Raw genomic sequence first — 3,727 nt, forward strand, 5'->3', positions numbered from 1 at the left:
AGAGACAACCGAAACAGTGGATATGCAGATATCGAATTCGAGCAATCCGGCGGTCACGATTGGGACTGCCTCGGCAGCAGGGACGATTGTTGACAACGAATCGATTTCCGCCGACCTATCGGTGACGACGAATGGAAACGAGACTGGTCCGGTCGGCATCGTTTACACCGTCACTCTTGGGCGAGCCAATGACACCGGTGCGGCGATTACGTTTGATCTTCACGACTTGTTGACCGGTACCGCGACCTCAGGGGATGACTACACGGCGATCGCAGGTGGAACACAAATCTCGGTAGCTAGCGGGGCGATGGTCGGAAACCTAAACGTTGAGGTGATCAATGACGACGTGTTGGAATCGACGGAGACACTTGTTGCTCAGATTGCCAACCCGAGTAGCCCGCAAGTAGCGATCGTGACGGACACGGCGACGGCAACGATCGAGGACAACGACACGGCCACCGCCGATCTTTCGGTTACGACTCAGGGTAACGAAACGGGACCGGTCGATATCGTATTCTCGGTCTCGCTTGATAAGCCGAATCAAACCGGCGTTCCGATCACATTTGATTTCGACGACTTGCTAACAGGCACCGCGACATCGGGTAGCGACTACGCGGCCGTTGACGCCAACGCTCAAATCAGTGTGCCTGCCGGTGCCAGCAATGGGACAATTTCGGTAGCGGTGACCGACGACGCTTTGCTGGAAGCGATTGACACTGTGATGGCTCAGATATCCAACTCCAGCAATCCAGCCGTCTCTATCGATACCGCGTCGGCATCAGCCAATATTTTTGACAATGACAATGCAGAGATCACTGTCAACGATGCCACGGCAACCGAAGGCAACACTTTGATCTTTACTGTGACACTCGCTGGCGCTGTTGCAGGTGGCTTTGATGTGAATGTCACGTTCATCGACGGCGCGGCCACGGGGGGCGTTGACTATGACAATACGCCATTGGTTTTAAATTTCGTCGGTACGGATGGTGAGACTCAGCAGTTCACGGTGGCAACAACAGGTGACACTCAGAACGAAGGGACCGAGGATTTCACGGTACATCTGAATGCGACCAACACGTTGGTCACTGATATTGATACGGGAACGGGCAGCATCAGCGACAACGGTGCGGTGGTCCAACCGGAGGCGGATCTTACCGTCGATGGATTGACGGTGCCCGATCAGGGCAGTGTCGAGTTCGGTGACGTGCTAATCAACGATTCGTCACCGTCAAAGACCTTTACGGTAACGAATCATGGTTCATCCGATTTGATTCTCCAGCCGATCAATGTTCCGAATGGATTTGTACTGACATCGTCGAACTTCGCACCGAACCAAGTTGTTGCTCCAACGGAACAGGTAACGTTCACGGTTGAAATGGACACTTCTTCTGCAGTCGCGGTGAGTGGGCTGTTGTCGTTTGCAACCAACGATGCGGACGAATCTAACTACCGCATCCATCTGAGTGGTGTTGTGATTGATCCGAGCGGAAATCCCACCAACGGTGGCAACGGACGATTGATCCTCGACAATGGTGATAACGGCTTCCTGAGCGTGGACAAGTGGACGCCGGTAGCCAGCTATGGTTTTGAATCCGACGCGTTGGTTCAAGTGGGATCGCAGGGAGATCAGCGTGCCATTTGGGCTTATGATGGTTTGAGTCCAGGGGGATATTTAATTTCGCTGAGTTGGCTCAACGGAAGTGATCGTGCAAACAATGTTCCGGTTGTAATTCGTGATGGAGTTGGCGGACCGATCTTGGACGCGTTGTCCTTGAATCAATCGACGGCGCCGCAAGGACCCGTGATTGGTGGACGACCATTCGAGGTGCTCGGCTCAGTCACGCTCAGTGGTTCGACGCTGGTCATTGAATTGTCCAACCAAGGCGTCGCTAGCGGTAAAGCTGTGGTTGCCGACGCGGCGATGATCCAAGCGTTGGCGCCGATGCCTGCGGCTCCCGAATTGACGGTACGCAACAACGGTGTTACCGTCGCCGACGAAGACACACTTACCTTCCCCGACGTGGCCGTAGGGACAATAAGTTCGCAGACGTTGACAGTTCGAAACGACGGCAACGCCGATTTGTTGCTGCAGCCGGTCAGCATCGTTGGTAGCGGCTTTTCGCTCAGTTCTGCGAATTTCACTGTCAATCAAGTCTTGGCACCCAGCGAGCAAGTTTCTTTGACGATCAATGTTGATACGACGTCCGAGGGGACGTTCGACGGATCGCTTTCGTTTGGCAATAGTGACGCCGATGAAGGACCATTCGATTTGGCGTTGCGAGCGACAGTACGTTCAGCAAATGCCACGGAGTTGACGATCGACGATGGAGACCCAAACTTTGCACTCACCGGTCCTTGGAGCCATGTTGCGAACTACGGTTTCGAGGCGGATGCGAAAGTCATCACGACCAATTTGTCGGGTGCGGCCTCATGGACGTTTAATGGCTTGTCACCGGGTGATCACGACGTCTTCGCGACATGGTTATTCGGCAGCGACCGCGCGTCGGCCGTTTCCTACGTGATTCGTGACGGTGTTGCTGGCCCCATTCTGGCCGTCGTACCAATTGACCAGCGAACCACACCAACAGGGGAATATCATGGCGGACGGCCGTTCGGCAGTTTGGGATCAGTGACGATCACCGGATCCACGCTGGTGGTCGAACTCTCCAATGCCGGAACCAACGGCGCCGTCATCGCCGACGCGATTCGTGTCGAAGCGACTACTCCCGCCCCATCAACGCCGGAAATCGCAGTGACGCAAGGCGGATTGACTGTTATCGACGGTGGCAATGTCAACCTCGGTTCGGCGGAGCAGGGCGCCCCGCAACTGACTCGAGTGTTTACCGTCCAAAACACTGGAACAGCCGAATTGACGCTCGATCCGATCAACGTGAGCGGGACCGGTTTCACACTTGAGTCGGCCAATTTCACGCCAGGCCAGATCCTGTCGCCTGGCGCATCGACAAACTTCATAATCGGGTTGTCGACGACAACGATTGGATCCTTTGATGGGACCGTCTCATTTGTGAATGGTGACGGTAACGAAAGTCCGTTCGACTTTAGCGTCAATGGAACAATCACGATGCCGCAGCCGACGGGGGGCGAGATTATCGACAACGGTGACACCGGGTTTTCACAGAGTGGCAACTGGGCCGACGTCCCGGGCTATGGATTTGGCAGTGATGCATTGGCGGGCAACGGGGTGAACGGTATCGAGACGGCCCAGTGGGAATTCACAGGCCTGACGGCTAATTCAAATTTCGAGGTTTCAACAACTTGGCTGCGTGGCAACGACCGAGAATCGGCCGTGACCTATGTCATTCGCGACGGGGTTGGTGGTGCAGTCCTGGCGACTGTCACGGTTGACCAGACGCAGTCGCCAAGCGGAGACATTTACGGTGGCCGTCGTTTCCAAATGCTCAGCAGCGTCATGATCACTGGAACGACTTTGGTGGTCGAACTGTCCACAGCCGGATCGACTAAGGCGGTGATCGCCGATGCGGTCAGAATCGAGCAGCAATGAGCCCTGGGGGTCGTCGTTGATGGGACACTGGATGATGTTTCCGCATTCTCCATTTTCCTGCCCGCCGCCTTAGCGGCACAGAGTGGAAGTAGTGAAATCATGAGTCGAGTGAGCCGCTGCGTTGTGTTGCCGGGGGCAACGTTGGTTACTGGTTTGGCAGGAAAATGAAGGGGGCAGGAAGATGGGATACCGCAGGATGGTTCT

The 3,727-nt window shown here is 55.2% G+C and carries 1 protein-coding gene; it reads left to right on the forward strand.

What is annotated here, in order from left to right:
* Window positions 1-22: 22 nt before the first annotated feature.
* Window positions 23-3,523: a beta strand repeat-containing protein gene (locus RMSM_RS27975; RefSeq protein ID WP_144058022.1), complete on the forward strand. Its 3,501-nt coding sequence runs from the start codon at window positions 23-25 to the stop codon at window positions 3,521-3,523.
* Window positions 3,524-3,727 lie beyond the last annotated feature (204 nt).

This window comes from Rhodopirellula maiorica SM1 (genome assembly GCF_000346295.1).
Taxonomy (GTDB): domain Bacteria; phylum Planctomycetota; class Planctomycetia; order Pirellulales; family Pirellulaceae; genus Novipirellula; species Novipirellula maiorica.